The 21,539-nt window shown below is 60.8% G+C and carries 19 protein-coding genes; 9 read left to right on the top strand and 10 right to left on the bottom strand.

Annotated elements, in window-relative coordinates; genetic code table 11:
• Positions 1 to 33: 33 nt before the first annotated feature.
• Positions 34 to 783: a triose-phosphate isomerase gene (gene tpiA, locus GOB81_RS11935; RefSeq protein ID WP_173570661.1), complete on the bottom strand. Its 750-nt coding sequence runs from the start codon at positions 781 to 783 to the stop codon at positions 34 to 36.
• A 246-nt stretch (positions 784 to 1,029) separates the two neighbouring features.
• On the opposite strand from tpiA, the gene GOB81_RS11930 reads away from it, so the two are divergent.
• Both GOB81_RS11930 and trpE read left to right on the top strand, forming a co-directional pair.
• Entirely contained in the window at positions 1,030 to 2,976 is a 1,947-nt protein-coding gene (locus GOB81_RS11930) for a peptidylprolyl isomerase (protein ID WP_173570660.1), read from the top strand.
• On the top strand, positions 2,976 to 4,508 hold the full coding sequence (gene trpE, locus GOB81_RS11925) for an anthranilate synthase component I (RefSeq protein WP_173570734.1): 1,533 nt from the start codon (positions 2,976 to 2,978) through the stop codon (positions 4,506 to 4,508). The genes GOB81_RS11930 and trpE overlap by 1 nt, the downstream gene beginning before the upstream one ends.
• A gap of 299 nt (positions 4,509 to 4,807) precedes the next feature.
• Here trpE and GOB81_RS11920 read toward each other — a convergent pair whose 3' ends face one another.
• On the bottom strand, positions 4,808 to 5,605 hold the full coding sequence (locus GOB81_RS11920; RefSeq protein ID WP_173570659.1) for an MOSC domain-containing protein: 798 nt from the start codon (positions 5,603 to 5,605) through the stop codon (positions 4,808 to 4,810).
• A 345-nt stretch (positions 5,606 to 5,950) separates the two neighbouring features.
• Here GOB81_RS11920 and GOB81_RS11915 point away from each other — a divergent pair, with 345 nt between their 5' ends.
• Together GOB81_RS11915 and ppk2 are read left to right on the top strand one after the other, a co-directional pair.
• Complete coding sequence (locus tag GOB81_RS11915) at positions 5,951 to 7,411, top strand: carbohydrate porin (protein ID WP_173570658.1); 1,461 nt, start codon at positions 5,951 to 5,953, stop codon at positions 7,409 to 7,411.
• Positions 7,412 to 7,439: 28 nt separating this feature from the next.
• Positions 7,440 to 8,471 carry a polyphosphate kinase 2 gene (gene ppk2 / locus GOB81_RS11910; protein ID WP_173570657.1) on the top strand — a complete coding sequence of 344 codons (1,032 nt, stop codon included), beginning with the start codon at positions 7,440 to 7,442 and terminating at the stop codon, positions 8,469 to 8,471.
• 26 nt (positions 8,472 to 8,497) lie between these two features.
• On the opposite strand, the gene GOB81_RS11905 is transcribed toward ppk2, so the two are convergent.
• The 5 genes from GOB81_RS11905 to nrdR form a co-directional block, all read right to left on the bottom strand.
• Complete coding sequence (locus GOB81_RS11905; RefSeq protein WP_173570656.1) at positions 8,498 to 8,704, bottom strand: hypothetical protein; 207 nt, start codon at positions 8,702 to 8,704, stop codon at positions 8,498 to 8,500.
• 30 nt (positions 8,705 to 8,734) lie between these two features.
• Entirely contained in the window at positions 8,735 to 9,424 is a 690-nt protein-coding gene (locus tag GOB81_RS11900; RefSeq protein ID WP_173570655.1) for a dienelactone hydrolase family protein, read from the bottom strand.
• Positions 9,425 to 9,608: 184 nt separating this feature from the next.
• Positions 9,609 to 10,604 carry a thiamine-phosphate kinase gene (gene thiL / locus GOB81_RS11895; RefSeq protein WP_173570654.1) on the bottom strand — a complete coding sequence of 332 codons (996 nt, stop codon included), beginning with the start codon at positions 10,602 to 10,604 and terminating at the stop codon, positions 9,609 to 9,611.
• Positions 10,588 to 11,139, bottom strand: coding sequence for a transcription antitermination factor NusB (gene nusB, locus GOB81_RS11890; RefSeq protein ID WP_173570653.1), 552 nt, complete (start codon positions 11,137 to 11,139; stop codon positions 10,588 to 10,590). Before nusB ends, thiL begins: the two co-directional genes overlap by 17 nt.
• Before the next feature lie 91 nt (positions 11,140 to 11,230).
• Positions 11,231 to 11,701 (bottom strand): transcriptional regulator NrdR, encoded by a 471-nt coding sequence (gene nrdR, locus GOB81_RS11885; RefSeq protein ID WP_173570652.1) that lies wholly within the window; start codon positions 11,699 to 11,701, stop codon positions 11,231 to 11,233.
• A gap of 149 nt (positions 11,702 to 11,850) precedes the next feature.
• Between nrdR and GOB81_RS11880 the strand changes: the two genes are divergently transcribed.
• Positions 11,851 to 12,531 carry a copper chaperone PCu(A)C gene (locus GOB81_RS11880; protein ID WP_173570651.1) on the top strand — a complete coding sequence of 227 codons (681 nt, stop codon included), beginning with the start codon at positions 11,851 to 11,853 and terminating at the stop codon, positions 12,529 to 12,531.
• 32 nt (positions 12,532 to 12,563) lie between these two features.
• On the opposite strand, the gene GOB81_RS11875 is transcribed toward GOB81_RS11880, so the two are convergent.
• From GOB81_RS11875 to GOB81_RS11865, 3 genes are all read right to left on the bottom strand, one after another.
• Positions 12,564 to 12,800: a hypothetical protein gene (locus GOB81_RS11875; RefSeq protein WP_173570650.1), complete on the bottom strand. Its 237-nt coding sequence runs from the start codon at positions 12,798 to 12,800 to the stop codon at positions 12,564 to 12,566.
• Between the two features lie 97 nt (positions 12,801 to 12,897).
• A complete protein-coding gene (lpxB, locus tag GOB81_RS11870) occupies positions 12,898 to 14,073 on the bottom strand; it encodes a lipid-A-disaccharide synthase (protein ID WP_173570649.1) in 1,176 nt (391 codons plus the stop codon).
• A 26-nt stretch (positions 14,074 to 14,099) separates the two neighbouring features.
• Positions 14,100 to 14,606, bottom strand: a complete 507-nt coding sequence (locus GOB81_RS11865) for a hypothetical protein (protein WP_173570648.1) — start codon at positions 14,604 to 14,606, stop codon at positions 14,100 to 14,102.
• A 314-nt stretch (positions 14,607 to 14,920) separates the two neighbouring features.
• Between GOB81_RS11865 and GOB81_RS11860 the strand changes: the two genes are divergently transcribed.
• The 4 genes from GOB81_RS11860 to GOB81_RS11845 all read left to right on the top strand — a co-directional run bounded on the left by GOB81_RS11860 (position 14,921) and on the right by GOB81_RS11845 (position 21,319).
• Complete coding sequence (locus GOB81_RS11860) at positions 14,921 to 15,403, top strand: glutathione peroxidase (protein WP_173570647.1); 483 nt, start codon at positions 14,921 to 14,923, stop codon at positions 15,401 to 15,403.
• 144 nt (positions 15,404 to 15,547) lie between these two features.
• Positions 15,548 to 18,469 carry a penicillin-binding protein 1A gene (locus tag GOB81_RS11855; RefSeq protein ID WP_277876920.1) on the top strand — a complete coding sequence of 974 codons (2,922 nt, stop codon included), beginning with the start codon at positions 15,548 to 15,550 and terminating at the stop codon, positions 18,467 to 18,469.
• Positions 18,470 to 18,973: 504 nt separating this feature from the next.
• A protein-coding gene (gene prfB / locus GOB81_RS11850; RefSeq protein WP_173570646.1) for a peptide chain release factor 2 occupies positions 18,974 to 20,105 on the top strand; the annotation gives its coding sequence in 2 pieces (ribosomal slippage) (positions 18,974 to 19,042 and positions 19,044 to 20,105; 1,131 coding nt in all).
• 557 nt (positions 20,106 to 20,662) lie between these two features.
• Positions 20,663 to 21,319 carry an energy transducer TonB gene (locus GOB81_RS11845; protein ID WP_173570645.1) on the top strand — a complete coding sequence of 219 codons (657 nt, stop codon included), beginning with the start codon at positions 20,663 to 20,665 and terminating at the stop codon, positions 21,317 to 21,319.
• The last annotated feature ends 220 nt before the right edge of the window (positions 21,320 to 21,539 follow it).

Below are 21,539 nucleotides of genomic sequence, written 5' to 3'. Positions count from 1 at the left end.
CTGATTACAGGGCGGGAACGGCGCTGAGGTTAATCAGCGGGCGGGAACGGCTCGAACGATGGACAGGAAGGCGTCCGGCTTCAGGCTGGCGCCTCCGACCAGAGCACCCGCCACATCCGGAATGGCAAGGATCGAAGCGGCGTTGGTCGCATCGACAGAGCCACCATACAGAATCCGCAGCGATTTGCCAGCATCGCCGAACTGCCGGACAAGCTCGGCGCGGATGAAGGCCACCGTGGACTGGATGTCTTCCGATGTGGCGGCGAGGCCCGTGCCGATGGCCCAGACTGGCTCATAGGCCACGATGCCATCGAAGCCGTCGGGCAGGGACCCTTTGATCTGCCAGCCGAGCGTGTCTTCCGTCTGACCTTCCTGCCGCTGGTCTTCCGTCTCGCCAATGCAGACGATCGGGGTCAGGCCAGCCGCGATGGCGGACACGGTTTTTTCCCGCACCGTCTCGTCCACTTCGCCATGATCACGGCGTCGCTCGGAATGGCCGAGAATGACATGAGTCGTGCCCACATCCTTCAGCATGCAGGCGGCGATATCGCCTGTGTGGGCGCCTTTTGCGTCCTTGTGGCAGTCCTGCGCACCAAGGGCGACGGGAGACCCTTTAAGGGCGGTGGCGACCAGCGCAAGCTGCGTGAAAGGCGGACAGACGACGATTTCGACACCTGAAACCGGCTGGGCGGCCAGATCCGCGGTGATCTGCTTCACGCGGTCGGCGGAGTCGGCGCTCAGGCCGTTCATTTTCCAGTTGCCGACAATGATAGGTGTGCTCATCCGAACGTCTCTCCTGTGAAGCCGACCAGCGAAGTCGGTCAGGGCGTGAGGCCGCGTCTTTTCCGTCATCGCAGGCGGATGCGGGGCAGACCCGGACGTTGTGACGCATGGCTACCCTATTGAGACAATGTCACGCAAGGCGGGAGCCGCTTCTGGTCAAGTGGCTGCCGGATGAATATGGTGCCCCGCCCGGATGCGGCGTAACGGCCGGCATCTCCTCTGCCTCATTCGCGGACCCTTACCTGCATGATCTCGTTTCTCCGCCGCTTCGTCGTTGAATCCTGGATTGGACGCATCCTCGCCGGCGTCATCTTCCTCGCCTTTGTCGGATGGGGAGTAGGCGACGTCCTCACCAATATGGCGGACGACCCCGCCGTCGTCGCCACGATCGGCTCGCAGAAAATCAGCACGCGTGACTTCGCGGCGGCCCTGCAGGCGGAAATGCCCCGCCTCGCCCAGCAGATGGGCGCGCCTGACGTTGCGCACATTCCGCCCGCGCTGCGCCAGCAGATGGGGAACGAGATTCTCCAGCGTCTGGTCAGTCAGTCGCAGGTGCTGGAGGCCGCGCACGAATATGGCATTTCCGTTCCCGACAGCCTGGTGCGGAACGAGATTTTCGCCATGCCTTATTTTCAGGGCAAGAACGGTGCGTTTGACCGGCAGCGCTTCAATGCGGCACTTGCCAATGCGGGGATGAGCGAAGAGCGGCTCATCACTCTGGTCAGGAACGATCTGGCAGCGCGTGCGGTCATGGAGCCGCTTTCAACCGGCGCTCATGTCCCCGACGTGCTCGTGAACCGCACCTATGGCTACGAAACCGCGACGCGGGTTGTCGACGTGGCGCGGGTGCCCTTCGCATCTGTTGCATTTCCTTCAGCTCCCGACGAGGCGACGCTGAAGCGGTTCTACACAAATCATCCGTGGCTGTTCCGTAGCCCGGAATATCGGCATGCCCGTATCGTGGTCCTGTCCCCGGAAACAGTCGCTGCGCAGACACCGGCGTCCGAGGACGAACTGCACCATCTCTATGACGCGCAGAAAGAGCGCTTCAACCAGCCTGAACTGCGTAGCGTCCAACTGGTCACGTCTTCCGATCAGGCATCGGCGGAAGCGGTAGCCACGTTGTGGAAAGGTGGAGCGGAGTGGAACCAGATACAGGCTTCGGCGAAAGGGAGTGCCGCGGTCGAATTCAATGATGCCCGCGCCAGCCTTCTGCCATCGGCGACACTTCAGAAACTGGTCTTCACGGCCGCTCCGACCAGCATTCAGGGCCCGTCAAAAACCGATACCGGCTGGGTTGTCTTCCGCGTGACGAAGGTAAGCCCTCCGCACGCCACGAGTTTCGAGGACGCCAAACCGACGTTGCAGGACGAAATCACGAAAGGGCGCGGACCGGCTATCGTCAGCACCAATGAGCCGAAGCTGCGGGATGCGATCGCGGGCGGTGGACTTGATTCCATTCCGACCAATCTCGGCGCGGCCGCCGCTGCCGGTTTCCTCGACGGGAAAGGCATGACGAAGGACGGCGAAGCCGCTCCGCTGCCAGCGTCAGGGGATCTGCGCACCGCCATTATCGACCGTATCTTTGCGCAGGATAAAGGAGCGCCACCCCAGCTTGCCGAAGCGAAGGGTGCTCCCGTCGCTCAGGGTCAGCCGGCACCCTCTCTCGGCTGGTATGCCGTGTCCGTGGATGAAATCACGCCAAGCCAGCCTCAGTCCTTCGAAGCCGCCCATGACAGGGTTCTGCTGGCCTGGCAGCTCGATGCGCGCCGCCATGTGGCGAATGTCGCGGCCACCGCTCTTTATGTGAATGCTGGCAAGAATGGAGGCGTTTCTTCCGTTGCACCCGCCGGGACAGACCTTCGTAAAGGTCTGATGGTCTCCCGTGCGCGGCCGGTCGATGATCTGCCGCGCGACCTGATGACGGTGCTTCTGCGTATGCCTGCGGGCCGGACGGTCATGGATGGAGACGACAAGGGATTTCTGGTCGCCACCGTCACGGCAGTCCAGCATCCTGATCCGAAGTCCGACTCGCTGGGCATGGGCCGGGTGCGGGACGGCCTGACGGACTCGCTTTCAAATGACATGACGTCAGCCTTCATCCAGAGCCTCGGTGCACGTTACAAGGCAAAGATCATTCCGGCGGGCGTCCATGCCGCAATGGGCGAAGCTGGTTTTGGAGACGGGTCGTGATGCGGCTTGCAACACTTGATTCTCCTTCCCGCTCGACCTGCAAGACCGCCTGGACGCGTGGTGAAAGCAGTGTTGTCTTCGCGGTGGACGCAGCGGATCTTCTCACGCCTGTCGCAGCCTATATGCGTCTTGCCGCGATGGACGGGGCAGGCGGACGGAACACGCTGCTGCTCGAATCCGTCGAGGGCGGCGCGAGCCGGGGCCGTTATTCCGTTATCGCCCTCAAGCCGGATCTGTTGTGGCGCTGTCACGATGGCAAGGCATCGATCAATCGCAATGCGGCGACCGATGCCGATGCGTTCGAGCCGGTTTCCGATGCGCCATTGGAGAGCCTGCGCGGGCTGATCCACGAAAGCCGTTTACAGCTTGCCGATGGCCTGCCTCCCATGACGGCGGGTGTCTTCGGATACCTCGGCTATGACATGGTGCGCCAGATGGAGCGCCTGCCGAATGCGCCGGTGGACGATCTTGGTCTGCCGGAGGCGATCCTCATGCGTCCGGGCCTGTTCGCCATCTTCGATACGGTGACAGACGAACTGATCCTTGCTGCGCCTGTCCGTCCTCGTCCCGACGATCACCCTGATGCGGCGTTCGACCGTGCCCAGAACCTGATCGGCGAAGCGCAGGCGTGTCTGGTCGCACCTCTTGCAGTGCCTGCCGAGCCGATCGTCAGTCCTCTTGAAGCGCCCTGCTCCACCTATACGGAGGCGGAGTTCGAAGCCGTCGTGCGGCGTATTCAGGATTACATCTCGGCGGGAGATGCCTTTCAGGTCGTGCCGAGCCAGCGTTTCTCCACGCCCTTCGGCCTGTCTTCGCTGGCGCTCTATCGCTCCTTACGCCGGATCAATCCGGCGCCGTTCCTGTTCCATCTGGATTTAGGCGGTTTTTCGCTCGTCGGGTCATCGCCGGAAATTCTTGTGCGTCTGCGTGACGGCAAGATAACCGTGCGCCCTCTGGCCGGAACCCGTCCCCGTGGTGCTGATGCGGCAGAGGACAAGCGGCTGGAAGAAGAACTGCTGGCCGATGAGAAGGAACGTGCCGAGCATCTGATGCTCATCGACCTCGGGCGCAACGATGTCGGGCGCGTCAGCATCACCGGCTCGGTAAAGGTGACGGAGAAGTTCGTCATCGAACGCTTCAGCCATGTCATGCATATCTCCTCGAACGTCGAGGGTGTTCTCAAGCCTGAGCTGGAAGCACTGGACGCTCTCGTCGCGGCCTTTCCGGCTGGCACGCTGACAGGGGCACCGAAGATCCGTGCCATGGAGATCATCGACGAGGTAGAGCGCACGCGCCGCGCCACCTATGCCGGTTGCATCGGCTATTTCGGGGCAGGGGGTGACATGGACACCTGCATCGGCCTGCGTATGGCAGTCGTGAAGGATGGCATGATGCATGTGCAGGCAGGATGCGGTGTCGTGGCTGACAGTGTGCCGTCTTTGGAATGCGCCGAAACGAAGCACAAGGCGCGAGCATTGTTCCGTGCTGCCGAGGAAGCCGTTGAGTTGAACGCACGCAACAACAGCGTGTGAACGGAGGCGGCTTTGTCCGTTTCCGCCCATGCCCCGGAATGAGAAATACCCGCCTGCATTCGAGTAAGGTGCGGGCCTGATTTGCTCCGGGGCTTGCCTGTGGCCGATGTGTCGTTGCCAGCCGATGGGGCATCAGCTTGTGAGGACGGAGCATTCGTGGCCGGTGCCTGTAAGGGGGTTCACCAGCGCATGCTGCCGCAACCCGGCGAGTGCTCTTGATCGGTGTGCTGGGTGCGGGGATACCCACGCACATTTTCACACGGCTGGATTTGAAAAGATGGTCAATGCGACCGGGCCAGTCAGCGGGTCTCCAGAACTTCCACAGCATCTCCTTCGGTGATGGTGCCGGTCCGGCTCACCAGCGCGTTCTGGCCGAACATCACGCCGCCTTCCTGTTTTCGGAACGTTGCGAGCGTCCGCAGGGGTTCTTTTTTGTCGGGAATGATGCCCGTTTCCTGATCGACAGTGGTCATCACGCAGCGTGAACACGGTTTCACAAGGCTCAGTTCGACAGTGCCGATACGCAGCCGCAGCCAGTGGTCTTCGTCCCACGGTTCCGCACCGTCGATGACGAGATTGGGCCGGAAACGCGCCATCGGAATAGCCGTCGGCAGTCGGCCATTCAGATCGTCCAGAGATGCAGTCGTGCAGACAAGAACGGGAAAGCCGTCCGAGAAAGAGTTTGAAAAATCATGCTCGTCCCACGATTTGCGTCGGGCGGTTTGTGGCTGGTCCATGTAAACAAGGCGGCAGGGGCGTCCGATAACCTCGGAAAGCCAGATTGCCGTGCTTTCTTCCCCATCCACTGCCATCACTGTGTCACCCCACACCGTTACGGGGGAGTGGGAGCCTTGAGGCGAAGGCACGACAAGATCGTTCTTTCCGTCACAGGCCAGGAACAGACCATCCGGTGTGACAGTCACGCGTATGGTCGCCATGACCGGATCGCTGCGCTGGGTGATGAACTGGCCCTGCGGATCGACGATCAGCCAGCGGCGATCGTTTTCTCCCCCCCACGGATCCAGCCGAAGACGCGGCACGGAAATCCCATGCAGGCTTTTGACTGGATAAATATGCAGGGACTGAACGTTCAGCATTCTGTATTTCGTTGCACAAATTGCACGATCGTAACAACACCCGATGTCATAAAACGATCATTCAGCCTTTTCACGGAGGGCTGTTTACAAAGGCCCCGTATTTTATTTTTTATGCGGTCCGCTGGATGTCCCTCATATCGGTCGATGAGACGGTCATCGGTCGGGCTGACAGGCGTGGGTCGAAACATTGTTTATGGAACAGGATCTGTTTCGAGGCCGTAAAATCGTTCAAGCCCCTGCCGTGGTGAAGTCGTCGGGTTTCCGGGTTACACATGCATCAGTGGTTTATGCCTCCATTTCAGAAGCGGCACGGGGATCTGTTTCATCGTCCTTTTTCCGAACGCCATGAAGCGGCATGGACGGTCCTGTGTTGCCGCCCTCCTCACTGTTATTGGAAGCAATTTTTTCAATCCGGTTCAGCTTTCCGCGGCTGACAATCCGCCCGTTACCGATGTGCTGCCATCCGGTGTTCCGCTGCCTTTTCCCAGCACGGCTCCCGACAACACGCCGCAGGGATGGGACACTACTCTGCTGGGTGATCCCGCAGGTGTTCGCTCCCGACTCCGTGCGCATGGCATTCGCATCCATCTTCAGGATGTCGAGGAATTGTGGGGCGTGGCCTCTGGCGGTCTGTCGCGGGGCGCCACTTACAACGGCGCCACCATCGTCACGCTCAATCTGGATACGGCTCCCCTGTTCGGGTGGCATGACGGGCTGTTCAATGTCAGCGCCCTTGAACTGAGGGGGCGTTCCGTAACGACCGAGCGTGTAGGGGCCATCAACACATTAAGCGGTTATGACGCGGGGGGACGCGGAACCCGACTGTTCGAACTCTGGTACGGGCAGGGGTTCTGGAACAATCGGCTCGACATTCGCCTCGGTGCCATTGATCCGGATACAGAATTTCTTGTCAGCGATAACGCTTCGCTGTTTCTCAATTCCGATTTCGGCTGGCCGGGAGTGCCGTCAGCCAATCTGTATGGCGGCGGTCCGTCATGGCCTTTTTCCGTGCCGGGCATCCGGGCGCGCCTCATCCCCACCTATGCCGTTTCGATCCTTCTTGGCGTCATGGACGACAATCCGACGGGAGGACCGTTTTTCAGCGACAGGTCGGCGCTGGACATGAACCCGTCCGGCACGCGTTTCAGCCTTTCGACGGGCGTGCTTGTCATGGCCGAAATCGCCGTGTCCGTGGATGCGGCTGTTCTCAGTGACACGGCGGTCAACGCCTTGCCGGGGACATGGAAACTCGGTGGTTTTTACGACAGCGGCGCGTTTCCCGACCGTCGATATGATACGCAGGGCGGTCTGCTGGCGGACCCGTCTTCCAACGGTCAGCCGCTGATGCATCGCGGGAACTGGATGGTTTACGGGATCATCGACCAGACATTCTGGAACCCGGATGGCGATGCTCCTAAGGCCGCGACGGTCTTTGCCCGCTTCATGGGGGCAGGCAACAAACAGAACAGCATGTCCTTCGGCGTAAATGCTGGCCTGACGCTGCATGGTCTCGTGCCGGGAAGGGATCAGGATGTTCTGGGTTTGGCGTGGGGCGTGAGCGACGACAGCAACCGGTCATGGGGATTCAACAGCGATCAGCTTCGTTACGATGTGGATGGTGTCGCGTCGATGAAGCTGGAACATCATTTCGAGCTGACGTGGCAGGCGCCGCTCTGGAACGGCATCTCCCTGCAGCCGGATTTCCAGTATATCCATCACGTTGGCGGAGGAGTTGTGAATACCGCCACGGGGCGACGTGTTTCGGATGCGGCGGCGTTTGGTCTTAACATGACCACGAGTTTCTGATTGCGTCTCGGTTATTTGTTTAATTTATATGAATTTTTTAGAAATTGGTCCGCATTTTCATGACTATGCGGTGCTTTTCTGGCAAAGCCCGAACTGGTTCAAACATCCGGTGGTGGCAAAAGCGACCGGACACGCTCGAAAGGTAAATGCCGTGCAGGAAGACGATCAGGCTCTGTCGGGTGTTAAGGAAAGACTGCGCGTGCGGGAGGAAATCCTCGACGACATCGACGAAGAGTTCGAACTGGAACTCGATGATCGTCGTTTCGGGGAAGAGAATGCTGGCAGCCTGTCTTTTCGCCAGACCTATTTCCGTGAGCTGCTGCGCATGCAGGGCGAACTCGTCAAATTGCAGGACTGGGTGCAGGAAACCGGCCAGCGTGTTGTCGTGCTGTTCGAGGGTCGTGACGCCGCAGGCAAGGGCGGCGTCATCAAGCGGATCACCCAACGCCTGAACCCACGCACCTGTCGCGTGGCGGCTCTTCCCGCGCCGAACGAGCGTGAGCGCACGCAATGGTATTTCCAGCGTTATGTCAGCCATCTTCCTGCGGCTGGCGAGATCGTTCTGTTCGATCGGAGCTGGTACAACCGTGCAGGCGTCGAGCGCGTGATGGGCTTCTGCACCGATGACCAGTACGAGGAATTTTTCCGTTCCGTTCCCGAGTTCGAGCGGATGCTGGTTCGTAGCGGCATCAAACTGGTGAAATACTGGTTCTCCATCACCGATGAAGAGCAGGAGACCCGTTTCCGTGCACGGATCGAAGATCCGCTCAAGCAGTGGAAACTGAGCCCGATGGATCTGGAGAGCCGTATTCGCTGGGAGGAATACACCCGCGCGAAGGAAGTGATGCTTGAACGCTCCAGCATTCCGGAAGCGCCATGGTGGGTCGTGCAGGCCGTGGATAAGAAAAAAGCCCGCCTGAACTGCATCAATCACCTTCTGTCGCAGGTGCCTTATCAGTCGGTGGACAAGCCGCTGATCAGCCTTCCGTCCCGTCAGTACAACGAAGACTACGTCCGGCAGTCGACGCCGGATTCAATGATCGTGCCTGAACTGTACTGAACGGTTCAGAAGTAGTCAGAAGCCGGTCATCCGTGTGCTGCAGCGGGTGCCGGCGCTGGTGTCGCAGGCGTGGGCGTTACAGCAGTTTTCACGCCTGCGTCGCTTTTCGTGCGTGAACCCGCAACCTTCCTGACGAGCGTCACCAGCGCGCCTGCGGCCGCCACGCTGGCGGCGATGAGAAGGACTGCGGCTGGTCTCTGCCGCTTCTGAAATTCCGGTGTCATACCCTGCATGATTGTTACTCCGTTGCGTGGGGTCTGATGTCAGATGCCCGTGGTGCGGAGACCTGCTTCGAGAAAGGTCACGCTCCGTTTCCATGCGAGATGATTGGCATCCGCATTGAAGCTGGAACGATCACGGTTTCCAAAACCATGTCCCGCATCGTCGTAAACGTAGATTTCGATCTCGGGATGCGCAGCACGGATCGTATTCACGTCCTGATGCGGGATGGAACTATCCTGCCCACCGAAATGCAGTTGCACGGGACAGTGCGTCGTTGCGTCCTTGTGAGCCGCGATACCTCCGCCATACCAGCTTACTGCCGATGAGAAATCATGCGTGAGCGTAGCGGCATCCCATGCAAGCGCGCCTCCCCAGCAGAAACCGATGATTCCCACTTTTCGGTGCGGTGCCTGTTTGCGGAAATGCGCGGCGCACGCCTGCAGATCGGCCAGCGTGCTTTCGAGAGGAATCTCAGCCCGGAGCGCCAGACCTTCCTTCACGTCTTCAGGTGAATATCCGAGTTCCACATTCCGTTTGGCGCGATCGAACACCGCAGGGGCCAGAACGGCAAAACCTGCGGAAGCAAACTCGTTGGCGACTGTGCGAATATTGTGGTTCACACCGAAAATTTCCTGCACGACCACCAGAGCGTGCGGCGCGTCAGGCGCACCCGCCTGCCATGCTGAAAATTCGTGCCCATCTGCGGCAGTCAGGGAGATTGTCGAACTCATTGAGGCGGGTCCTTTTTACGGTCGGTTGAAGGGCTGCTTGCGGGCATTGTGATCCCGTGAGCCGCACTGTCAACGCGACGCGAGCACGGCAGGCATGACGTCTCCGTGTTGGCGGGGAATAGGGCGAGAGATCGGAATTTTCTATGCCGGGCACGGGAAAAACAGGTGCAGCAGCGAAGAAAAGTCAGAAGTGACTCCAGCCGCTTCGGGTCAGCGGGAACGTTGAGCCATCTTGTCTGCACACGGACACACCGGACAGAGTCCGGTCAAAATGCCCTATGCGTGTGACCGGAATATCATGCTCCGCACAGCGCGCCTGTAACGCGGCGGATGCTTCTTCCGGTACAGCGAGCAGCAACTCGTAATCATCGCCACAGGTCAGACACAGGGCGCGCAGGGCGTCGTCCTGCACAACGGCACGCGCAGCATCGGAGAGCGGCACGGCCTCCACGGTGATCCGCACACCCAGACCGCTTTCCCGGGCCAGATGCCCGGCGTCCTGCACCAGCCCATCCGAAACATCCATGGCCGCATGAGCAATTCCGGCGAGGCCTAGGCCCACGCGCGGGGAGGGAAGGCGATAGCGCTCCGCGAGCCAGCCGCTGTCATCGGTGATCTCCCCCAGCAGGGCTTTCAGCCCGAGCGCGCCATCGCCGATCGTGCCGGTCACCCACAGCCCGTCGCCGTCTTTCGCACCGTTGCGTCGGAGCGCACGTCCGGGGGCGACATCCCCCAAGATGGTGAGGGAGAGCACCAGAGGGCCGCGTGTGGAGGTGGTGTCACCGCCGAGGAGAGAGACGCCGAACAGCGCCTGATCCTGTGCCAGCCCGTCTGTGAAGGCATGAAACCATGTGTCGTTGTATCGGGTGTCCGCCTTCGGACAGGCCAGCGTCAGCAGCCAGCCAAAGGGGCGAGCGTCCATTGCGGCCATGTCGGAAAGATTGGTGCGGAGCAGCTTGCGCCCGAGGGTCTCGGGTGGATCGTCGGGAAGGAAATGGACGCCTTCGACCATGGCGTCGGCCGCGATGACCAGTTCGCGGCCGGGGGATGGGGTGAAGACGGCAGCGTCATCCGTCAGGTCGAGTGCCCCTGTTCCGGCTAATGCGTGGAAATGACGGCGGATAAAGGCAAATTCATCCGGCAGCGCCGAAAAAGTGCTGTTCTCAGATCTGTCCGTCATCAGGTTTGTCCGCCGTGGCGTCCTCCGCTTCTTCTGAAGGTGTTCCGGCTTTAGCCGCCTTGATCCGCTTCGCCACGGTATCCAGAATGCCGTTCACGAGCTTTGGTTCGTCACCCGAAAAGAAGCCGTGCGCCACATCCAGATATTCGTTGATGATGACGTTTACGGGGGGAGCGGCGGGTTCTTCCATCTCGCCGATCGCGACGGCGAACAGGGCGCGCAACACCGGATCGAGCCGATTGACCGGCCATGTCGAGGGCAGCACTTCGGTCAGAAGTTCACGGACATGCTCACATTTCCCGGCAGCCTGTCGGGTCAGCCTCGTGAACAGGGTGACGTCGGCCTCGGGGATGTAACCATCCTCATAGGTTTCGCCCGTCAGCGTGGTGCCGAAGCGATGCTGTACGAATTGGACGATCACGCTATCGACGTTGTCATTCCCCTGTTCGATCTGGAACAGCGCCTGCACGGCGGCGACGCGGGCTGCGGTGCGCGGGCGCAGGGCCGGACTCAACTGCTCATCTGAATGGGCCATGGGTCGTCCCTCCTGCCAAATCGTTATCCTGAGGCGGGGCTACATGACGCCTTTGCCGCCCGAGGTCCAGCCCTTCCCCGGCGGGATGGGATTATTTCGGAGTATTCTTGCGCTGATCGTCGATGCTGGTGAGGATTTCGGAGAAGTCCTTCGTTTCCCGGAAGTCACGATAAACGCTGGCAAAACGGACATAGCCGACCGCGTCGATCGTATGCAGTGCCTCCATTGCCAGTTTTCCGATCAGGGTGGTGGCAATTTCGCTTTCCCCCGACGCTTCCAGCCGTCTGACGATGCCGCTGACCATCTGTTCAATCTGTTCTTCCGAAATCGGGCGCTTGCGGAGCGCGATGCGGACCGACCGCAGCAGCTTTTCACGGTCGAAAGGAGCGCGTCGGCCGTCTACCTTCACCACGGTCAGTTCGCGCAACTGGACCCGTTCGACGGTTGTGAAACGCTGACCGCAAGTGGAGCAGGCGCGCCGCCGCCGAATGGAGGTTCCGTCTTCCACCGGACGGCTGTCTTTTACCTGTGTTTCGGCCTCGCTACAGAAGGGGCATCGCATCTTGCTTGTTTTCCTAGCCTCATGCCGGAGGTTGCCGATGGCCCGGAACGCGGACCCTGCCATGCAAGGCAGGGCTGGAACCCGGTGCTGGTGTGCGGTGATATAGCCGCAAAGAGCCACAGAGTCTTCCGTCCGCAGAAAGACGGGGCATGAGACGGACATACGGAGAGGAGTTCGGTTTGAAAAAGCTGTGCGTAACGCGGGGCGAAGCGTCCGACAGACAGACGTTGGCGAGGACGCGCCTTGCAGCCTGCCGCCATCTTGGAGGCGCGTTCGTGCTGGCGATGCTCATTTCCGGAGCCACCGCCCATGCCGAGCCATCGGATGAAACGCCGTCCGTGAGAGTCGGCAACGAGGCGGCCCTGCCGAGTTCGAGCGCTGTCAGTGGCAATCTGCCGGGGCAGGAGCGGGCTGCGGATGAGGTGAACATCCGGGATGCGTGGATGCAGCATGTAGGACAGGGCAACAGCCATGTGGCGGCTTATTTCGCGGTCGAGAATACGGCCGATTCGCCGCATCTGATTGATGGTGTGTCTTCGCCCTCCTGCTCGGCGATGTATGGCTATCACTCCGATCTGGAAGTTTCACATCTCACCCGGTCCCTGTTCACGCATCTGACAGTGCCCGCAAACCAGATCCTTGTGTTCCCGCCAGGCGGATATCACCTCGTCTGCACCGTTGCCGACGGGAAAACGGTGAATGTGGGGGACGTGGTCGAGGTGCATTTCCACTTCCTCGGCGGGTCGAGCAAGGCGGTCCAGTTCACGGTCCGGGAGGCGAAACCTTTCGGGACTCAATCCTACAACAATACCCAGCTTGGAAAGCGTTGACTCGTCGGGACATTGCCGCTTTCGGCTGCCCTTCAGTCCACAGCCTCATGCTTGCGGGTGATGCAGGACGAGGTAGCCGGGGAATGGTTCGGTTTTTCACCGACTGAAGATGTGGCGTTGCAGTGCTGGCCTGCCACTGGGCCGCTTATCGTCTGCGCGGGCATCACAGAGGGATGGACCTGCGTTTGCGGAGCCGTATGGGCACGGACATCTTTTACAGCGACACCCAGTGCAAGCAGGGTGACAGTGGCGAATACGGCACGCTTCATCACGATCCCCTAAATGGTCATGTCCATCCTTTGTGAAGACCATCTGTATCGTGAATAAGGCAATAACATTGCCGAATGTAACGCAATACCGCGAGAACTAGGTCGCCGATTTGGAAAAAGGCTGATTCAGCAACGCAAGAATCTCGGTGGCGGCAGCATCTGCAGGCGTTTCGCCTCCCGGCGCACGCAGCCCCTGAAGGAGCGCCGCGAATCCTGCTTTCTGGAGAGCGCCCATCGCAGGGTCCGTCATCAGCCGCACCACGATATCCGCCAGCCTGTCCGGACGGCAGTCTTCTTGCAGTAGTTCCGGCACCAGAGCCTTTTTCGCCAGAAGATTGACCATCGCGACATGCGGCACGCGAATCAGCCGACGCGCGATCGCCGCCGTGATCGGATTGACGCGATAGGTCACCGCCATCGGCACGCCCGCCAGCGCGAGTTCAAGCGTCGATGTGCCGGACTTCGTGAGGGCGGCCCCTGCTGCGGCAAAGGCGTCATGCTTGTCCGCCGTCTCAGTCACGATGAGAGGACGGACGGCCCATTCTTCTGTCGCTTTCGCGACCGTATCGGCCACGACCGGCGAAACCGGGATGACGGGCACGAGATGGGGCAGGCGTGTTTTCAGACGGGCCAGCATCGCGCCAAAGACGGGAAGGAGGCGGGGCGCTTCGGAGCGGCGGCTGCCGGGCATCAGGATCAGGATGCGGGCGTCAGGGGGCAGGCCATGCCGCGCCCGAAAGCGGGCCGCGTCGCCGGTGTCCGCTTCCGATTGCAGCACGGGATGGCCGACGAAACGGGCATCGAGTCCGTGGCGTTTGAAGAAGGCTTCCTCGAACGGCAGCAGGACGAGCAGCTTGTCCCACAGGCCGGGAAATTTCTTCACGCGATGCTCGCGCCATGCCCACACCTGCGGGGCGACGTAATGCACGCGCGGAATGCCAAGGGGGGCGATGCGTCTGAGGAGCCGGAGGGCGAAGCCGGGGCTGTCGATCGTCACCACGAGATCGGGTCTGAGCTGTTCGATCTGGGTCACGGCTTCATCAAGCCGACGTGACAGCCGGCGCAGGCGGGGCAGGATTTCGACCAGCCCCATGACCGCCAGTTCCTTCATCGGGAACAGGCTTGTCAGTCCGGCGTCAGCCATGCGCGGGCCACCGATTCCGGCGAAGCGGATGTCAGGGCGCTGTTTTCTCACCGCCGTCATGAGGCGTGCGCCCAGCACGTCACCACTGGCTTCTCCCGCGAGAAGCCAGATCAGGGGAGCATCAGTCATCTGTCAGATGGGGAATTCTGAAAATATCAGGAGCATCTCGAGCTGGCGAAAGTCTTCTGGGATGGGCCGATGATGCGGAAACGCAGCCGTTCCGCGGCGGCCGAGAGGCGCGCGCCGGTGCTTTTCGTGCTGAGATGCAGTTCCACACCCTTGCTGTTCTGCAGAGCCATGGCTCCCCTGCCGCTGCCCGCCGTGGCTTCCGTGTTCACGGCCCAGAAGGTGCTGTCGAGCTGATCGGGATTGCTCAGGCCGGTCACCACGCCCTGAGCGCAGGCGCTGGAATAGCCGATGGCGGGAGCGCCGCCGCCTTCCACACGGATGGCGTAATCAATGCCACCGAAATGCAGAACGCCATTTCCCCAAGTGTAGCCCGGTCCGAGATTGGCCTGCGAAACCCTGAACACGATCTGGTCGCCGCCGTCCGTGATGCTTGTGTCGGGTGCAGTCGTAGCCGCGAGAGCACTGTTTTCGGCTGCTACGACGAGTCCGGTCACGGTCACTGCAAGGGTCGCTGCCAGAAATGGTCGGGTCAAAGTCGCACTCCTCATACGGCATATCTCTGGCCGCGTCCGACTGCTCCTGTCGCGCATCGCTGCGGATGCGGACGCCGGAAAAACGGTTCCGGAGCATGATCTTCCACTTTCAGGAATACCCCTTGTTTCATCTCTTTTCTTCTCCTGCAAGAATGTTCGCGCAGTTCGGTGGTTGCGCATGTGCGACAATCTTTTTCATAGCGTTACAAAGGGGAAGCGAAAGAGGCTTCCTTCCTCGATCCCACGGAAGCCCTCTCGACAAACAGTCTCGACGAAGGCAGGTGAGGGAACTTGATCAGCCATAGGAGACAGCGATGGTCAGCGCCTACGATTTCAGTCTGCCGGGGCTGACAGACGGGACCCTGGATCTGGGAGCATGGCGCGGCAAGCCGCTTCTGATCGTCAATACAGCATCAAAATGTGGCTTCACGCCGCAATATGAAGGGCTTCAGGCGCTGTGGTCCGAAATGGATCGCGAACTCATCGTGCTTGGCGTGCCATCCAACGATTTCGGCCAGCAGGAACCCGGAAGCGCTTCCGAGATCTCGACCTTCTGCGCACGTAATTATGGCGTCAGTTTCCCGATGGCTGCGAAATGCCATGTTCGCGGACCGGAGACGACACCCCTGTTCACATGGCTGGCGAAACAGGGCGGTTTTTTCGCGCGCCCCCGGTGGAATTTCTTCAAATATCTCATTAACCGGGAAGGACAGCTGGAAACGTGGTTTTCCAGCCTTGCCTCACCACTTTCGAGCCGGGTGAAAGACGCAGCCACACGCCTCGTCCTGACCCACTGACAGCCGGTTCCGCTGTGGGCGGGACAGGGGGCGGCACCGTTATTCCCCGTTGACCATAAAACCGCCACGAGGTCCGTCCATAGATCCGTCGATTTCTTGTGACGTCGGGGGCGACGACGTCTCGCGACGGTGGTAGAGAGCCGCATGATGACATTCCGCCCGTTTTCCCCGTTTCCGGTTGCATGGGTACCGGCAGTGACCGGTTGCGCGATGACGCCTCCGGTGGAGATCGGTTTTCCGAATGCGCGTGGTCCGGTACACCTGTCCATGTCCGGTTTTTCCGAGGATCGGGACGGGACCGGCCTGCGCGCCTCCTCCACGGATCGCTTCGATGGTGGTGGTCAGGGCGGCGGCGGTGGCGGCTTCGGTGGGGATGACGGTTCCGGTGGCCCTTCGGGAGGCTGGGGCGGCCCGCCACGCAGGCCGCGTTTCCGCATGTGGCGCAAGCTGCTGGGGACCACGACGGCGATCGTTCTGCTGGGCACGGCCATGGCAGGCATTCTCGTCTGGTATCAATATGCCGGTCTCGTGTCCGATCTGCCGACAGTGCAGGGATTGCAGTCCTACCAGCCGCCGGTGATGAGTCGCCTCTATTCGGGCGATGACAGGCTGATGGCGGAACTGGCGGCGGAGCGACGGGTTTTCGTGCCGTATTCCGCCATTCCGGATCGGGTAAAGAACGCCTTTCTCGCCGCCGAAGATCAGAAATTCTGGACCCACAAGGGCATCGACCCGGTCGCCATCATGCGTGCGGGCCTGACCGATCTGATGCGTGGCAAGGGACGACGTCCGCTCGGGGCCTCGACCATCACGCAGCAGGTCGCCCGTATCATGCTGCTGGGGTCAAATGCCCTGTCGATGGAGCGTAAGGCCAAGGAGGCGCTCCTCGCCCTGCGCGTGGAGCAGGTGCTGTCGAAACAGCAGATTCTCGAAATCTATCTGAACGAAATCTATCTCGGCAGTGGCGCTTACGGCATCGGCGCGGCGTCACAGGCCTATTTCAACAAACCGCTCGATCAGCTTGACGATTCCGAAGCTGCTTTTCTCGCGGCCCTTCCAAAATCGCCCACCAACTACAATCCCTATCGTTATCCGGAGGCCGCGCGCGGGCGTCGCAACTGGATTCTGGACCGGATGCAGGAGCTCGGCTGGCTGGACCCGCAGGCGGCTGAGGCGGCCCGGCAGGAAACTCTGTCAGCGAAAAGCTTCCGCCGTCCGGGGCCTGCCGCGGGGTCGGAATGGTTCAGTGAGGAAGTGCGGCGCGAACTGATCGAGAAATACGGCGTCCAGCAGACGATGCAGGGCGGCCTCGACGTGCACACCAGCCTCGATCCGTCCATGCAGTCCGTGGTGACCGCAGCCCTGCGTGAGGGGCTGATGACATATGATCGCTCTCACGGTGGCTGGCGTGGCGCGATCGGGCATCTCGACAGCGTCACACGCAGCACGGCGCAGGACGAAACGGTCTGGCGCCCGGCTCTGGCCGCAGCACCGCATCCGGCGGGCATGCTGGATCGGTGGCGTCTGGCCGTCATGCTCGATTCCGGAAATGGCAGTGTCGGCTGGCTTGAGAATGGCACAGCGCATCGGGCGACTCTGCTCTCCAAAGACCTCGGATGGATGCAGGTGTATCGCGCCTCCCGCGCTGGCGATCTGGTGATGGTCGAGCCTCTGGCGGAAGGAGGCCATGTCGCCATTCGCCAGATCCCCCGGATCGAGGGGGCCGCCGTGACGATGGATGCTCACACTGGCCGCGTCCTCGCCATGACGGGTGGCTGGGCGTTCGAAGCCTCGCAGTTCAATCGCGCCACGCAGGCGATGCGTCAGCCGGGTTCTTCCTTCAAGCCGTTCGTCTATCTCACGGCGATGGAACAGGGCATTTCGCCGTCCCAGAAGTTCGACGATTCCGCTGTCTCCTACGGCAGTTGGCATCCGAGCAACTATGAAAAGGATTTCTGGGGCGCGACCACGCTGCACGACGCGCTGCGGGAATCCCGCAATCTCGTGACCATCCGGCTCGCGGCCCATATAGGCATCAAGAGTGTGGCGAAGGTGGCTGAAGACATCGGCCTCGTGCAGAACATGCCGCATGTGCTTCCGGCAGCACTTGGCGCTGTCGAGACGACCGTCCTGCGTCAGGCGGGGGCTTATGCCACCATCGCCAACGGCGGACGCAAGATCACGCCGACCCTGATCGACGATGTGCAGGACCGCAACGGTCATATCCTGTGGCGTCCGGAGGGGCTCGTGCTCTCTTCGGAGGTGCCAGCGGCCGATCCGACGAAGACCGCTTCCGACGCTGCCAGCCCCAGCGCCATTTTCCCGGGTGCTGATTCTGGCGGAGCAGAAGGTCCGGCGGCGCAGACGACGACCGCGACACCCGGGCAGACACCTCCTGCGGTGACCCTGCCAGCTCCGGGGCAGAATGATACGCCTGCGCTGGTCGATGCACGCCAGAGCGTCAGCAGCCCCGAAAGCGCTTTCCAGATCACCACGATGCTGACGGACGTCATCAAGCGCGGCACCGGCACGCTGGCGGGCAAGGATATCGACCACCCCATCGCGGGCAAGACCGGCACCAGTCAGGACTTCAACGATGCGTGGTTTGCCGGATATTCGGCCGATCTGGTGACGATTGTGTGGATTGGCTTCGATCAGCCGCAGTCGATCGGCAAGAACGAGACGGGTGGGGCGATTGCCGGGCCGATCTGGAACCGCATCATGAAAGCGGTGCTCGCGGATCGTCCGAAGCTGGATTTCCGCGTGCCCGACGGCGTTACCCTTGTGCGCTATGATACCGGGCGCGGCGTGACGGTTGATGCCTTCAAGCCCGACCAGATCCCCGGACAGAGCTCCAGCTATGCAGCAGGCAGCCCCGGCACTGGCGAGCTGACGGCGACGGATACGGGGGCTGAAAATCTACCCGCTTCCGAGACGGACATGTCTTCGGAAGGGGGAAGTGGCGGTAGCAGTCCGGCACCTTCCGGCAATGGTTCGGCCGCACCGGCGGCATCCGCTCCCAGTCAGCCACCAGCTGGCGACATCGGTATGGGTGGATTGTACTGACTGTGCCGATGGGTGCTCTCGTTACGTCGCTGGTGCGCTGACATCCCTGTCGAGAGGTGGTCCGGGTTATCGACGGTTTCCCCGGTTTCTTTCAGACGATAGATGCCGGGAAGAAGCCGGGTGAATTTGCTCAAGAACGGGCAGCAGGGTGAAGGTTTCGCCCGACTGTTGCCCTTTGAGTAGCACAGTCACTCCAGCCTGCCGGTCGACTTTGATCACCGTGCCGAAAAACTGCTCATACGAGACGGTCTCGTCGTGTTTCCGGCTGATCCCAACGAGAATCGTCGCCCTTTGAGTATCCGGGCAAAATTTTCGTCCTATCCTGAAAGAGCCTAGCATTGCATCACTCCGGTCATTTGGATGACGGGATGATCGATCAGGAAGATTAGTAAGGGTTTATCGTGGAAATCATTTTTTCGCGGGTGAGGGAAGGGATGACATCCTTGACGCCTGCCTGTATTCAGCCCCGTTGAACCAACCACACAAAACGGAGTCACGGTCTTCATGTCCGCCGAGACGGAAGCGCTCAACGAGCAGATCAAGCAGTCGGTCGCACTGCTGAGGAGGCATCTTTGACTGGGATGTCGCACAGGGCAGACTTGCCGAACTGAACAACCGGGCCGAAGACCCGGACCTCTGGAACGATGCCGCGGCCGCGCAGAAAATGATGCGCGAGCGTACGCTGCTGGCCAACCAGATCGAGGGTGTGCAGACGATCGAGACTGAGGTCGAGGACACGCTCGAACTCATTGCGATGGCCGAGGAGGAAGGCGACGCCGCTATGGTCGCCGACGCCATGCGGACGCTGCATCGGCTGGCTGACGAGACCAAGCGCCGGGAGACGGAAAGCCTCCTGTCCGGCGAGGCGGATTCCAATGACTGCTATCTTGAAGTCAATGCGGGTGCGGGTGGCACGGAAGCCCAGGACTGGGCCGAGATGCTGCTGCGGATGTACAGCCGCTGGGCCGAGGCGCACGATTACAAAATCACGATGATCGAAAGTTCCGAAGGCGAGCAGGCCGGCATCAAATCGGCGACGCTTCAGATTACAGGCCCGAACGCTTACGGCTGGCTGAAGACGGAAGCAGGCGTTCACCGGCTGGTGCGGATTTCGCCTTTCGATGCGGCGGCGCGTCGGCAGACATCGTTTGCGTCCGTCTGGGTCTTCCCGGTGGTGGACGATACGATCGAGATCGAGATCAACGAGGCTGATTTGCGGGTCGATACGTTCCGGGCTTCCGGCGCGGGCGGCCAGCACGTCAACAAGACCGAGTCTGCGATCCGTATCACCCATGTGCCGACCGGCATCGTTGTCGCGTGCCAGACGGACCGTTCGCAGCACCGCAACCGTGCAACGGCCATGGGGATGCTACGGGCCCGGATGTATGAGGCGGAATTGCAGAGGCGTGAGGCTGCTGCTGCCCAGACGGAAGCAGCTAAAACCGATATCGGGTGGGGTCACCAGATCCGCTCTTACGTCCTTGCGCCGTATCAGATGGTCAAGGATCTGCGGACGAGCGTGGAAAAAGGTAATCCGGACGCCGTGCTTGACGGTGATCTGGACGACTTCATGGCCGCGTCTCTGGCAGCGCGCGTTGGCGCGACACGTTCGGAAGCAAGCGCTTCGGCGCAGTGATCCTGCTCTCTGGTCTTCGGTCATCTTGAGGCCCGGAGATTAGAGATAACGTGATTCGAATAAGATATATTCTTTTAATGAATATATAATGTGCGCGGTTGATCTGGTGGGGAAAGTGGCTACCAGCCACGCCGAAAGTCGCTTCTGGCGGGTCTTCACGCACGTAACGCAAAAGCATACACAGTAATATTTCGTGCAGCTTTGTCATCCTCCTGTCGGGATGAATTGAGGCGCTTCAGCCCGTCTTGCAGCGAATGCGTTGCAATCGTGTTTATAGCGGTCATCTGCAACTGAATGGGGTTTGCCGGCGCCGGTTGCCATGAAAAATCGCGCGTAATATGAGGAGATTGCGAGAAAATCGACTCATCACGGCAGGGTGGGGCGGCTTGACATCTTTTCTCGTCGATTGCCCAATTACGCAGCGCGGTAGCATGACCCGGAACGGGGCTGGATGGCGTGTGGTGGTGATGGTGTGATCATTTCTTCAGGCGGGTCCGCATCCGGATTCCGTTTCAAGGCTCTGTTGTCCGGTAAGCGAATCTGAGGAGGTTTCCTGTATGCTGGAGTATGCGCAACAACGACGCGACCCGACGCAAAAGCTGATCGGGGTCGGGGGTGTTGCCTTTGTCTCCGTGGTTTTCGGGGTGATCTATGTGACCTGGGTGGACAAGGTGTCCGTGCCTGTCGTCCGTCCTCCCCTCAAGGCGGAAATCATTCACCCGGTCAAACCACCTCCGCCACCTCCGCCACCACCACCGCCGCCGCAGATTACGTCGCCGCCACCGCCGTACATTCCACCGCCCAAAATCAAGCGGCCACCACCGCCGAAGCCGGTGATCCGTCATGTGACGCACACGCCGCCGCCAAAGCCGCTGCCGCCTCCGAAGATAACGCTCAGACAGGAAGCGCCGCCGGGTCCGCCGGTGCCCGATCATCTCGCCGGTTCCACGCCTCTCAACCGCGTAACGCTGAACTATCCGGACGAAGCGCAGGATGAAGGCCGGGAAGGCAGCGTGACGGTTGTGTGTGACGTGGAGACCAACGGCGAGACCAGTAATTGTTCAGTGATGAGTGTTCGCGGCGGTCAGGATTTCGCCGAGGCGGCGCTGCAATATGTCCGCAAGGCCCGGTATGCGCCCGCGACGGCAAATGGTGTGCCGGTCAAGGAATTTCACCACACGTACCATATTACGTTTACTCTGAGCGATAACTGAAGCCATTGAGGGGAAGGCGTTGTTGCGACTTCTCCTGCCCTATGAGGAAACCGATACGATGATCAGATTATTCCGCCGCCTCCCGTTTTCCTCGCTGGCTATTCCGTCACTGGCGGTTTTACTGAGCACTGCGGCACCTGTGACGGTATTTGCGCAGGATTCGGGTAGTTCGGCTGCGTCTGAGGCGCCTGCTTCTGCCCCGGTTGCGGCGCCTGACGCT

Origin of the sequence: Acetobacter conturbans (assembly GCF_011516755.1) — a bacterium.
In the GTDB taxonomy this organism is placed as follows: domain Bacteria; phylum Pseudomonadota; class Alphaproteobacteria; order Acetobacterales; family Acetobacteraceae; genus Acetobacter; species Acetobacter conturbans.
This window is presented reverse-complemented; position numbering and strand designations above follow the sequence as displayed.